This is a genomic window from Psychrobacter sp. AOP7-B1-24 (assembly GCF_052376215.1).
Classification (GTDB): domain Bacteria; phylum Pseudomonadota; class Gammaproteobacteria; order Pseudomonadales; family Moraxellaceae; genus Psychrobacter.
In genome coordinates, this window is the sequence record NZ_JBQSVL010000195.1 from 1 (window position 1) to 775 (window position 775).

The 775-nt window shown below is 41.9% G+C and carries 1 protein-coding gene; it reads right to left on the reverse strand.

What is annotated here, in order from left to right; genetic code table 11:
* Positions 1-685, reverse strand: a 685-nt coding sequence (locus ACT3QP_RS14960) for an IS5 family transposase (RefSeq protein ID WP_444526049.1), incomplete at its 3' end; no start/stop codon positions are given.
* Positions 686-775: the final 90 nt, after the last annotated feature.

The following is a 775-nucleotide window of genomic DNA, read 5'->3' on the forward strand; positions in this document are numbered from 1 at the left end:
ATCGCGTGGCAATGCCCCTAAAATGTTTCAATCTAGCAAAAGCGTTTTCTACCAAATGACGGCAACGATACAAATACCAATCTAGTGTGTCGTTACAGCTTTTAGAGTTCGACTTAACAGGTATGACTGACTGAGCACAGTGCGTGAAGATACACTCTCTAATATCGCTACTATCGTAGCCCCTGTCTGCAATCACCGCTTTAGTCTGGTTATTAATCGTGCTATCTATCAACGTCTTTGCCATCTTAGAGTCATGTACTTGCCCACCTGACAGCTCAACATGTATAGGGTTACCACAAGCATCGACCACTAAGTGCAGTTTGCTGCTATTACCTGCAACACTTTTACCAATGGCCTCATCAAGATGACTGGCGGCGCCTGTACTATGCTGATGAGCTTTGACCACGCTACCGTCTATAAATAACCATTCACTATCATAGTTTGCTGTGATTATTTTCATGAGCTTTTGCCATTTACCGGTTTTACGCCAATAACGGTATTGATGATATATGCTAGACCAATGACCGAAATAAGAAGGTAAGTCTCGCCATGGACAGCCTACTCGTATGCGGTACAACATGCCTTCAACGGTACGTCTTAGATTGGGCTTGTTATATATGTTAATTTGTCGCAATATAATAAATAGCTTGTGCCAATGTTCATCGTTGAGCTTGGTGCGAGCCATAAGTGACGCCTTGTTTCTTTGTTGTGGTAAACATTAGAGTAAGGCGTTGCTTATTTTTTTCAATGTTTTCTCAATTCTATACAGCCCCTA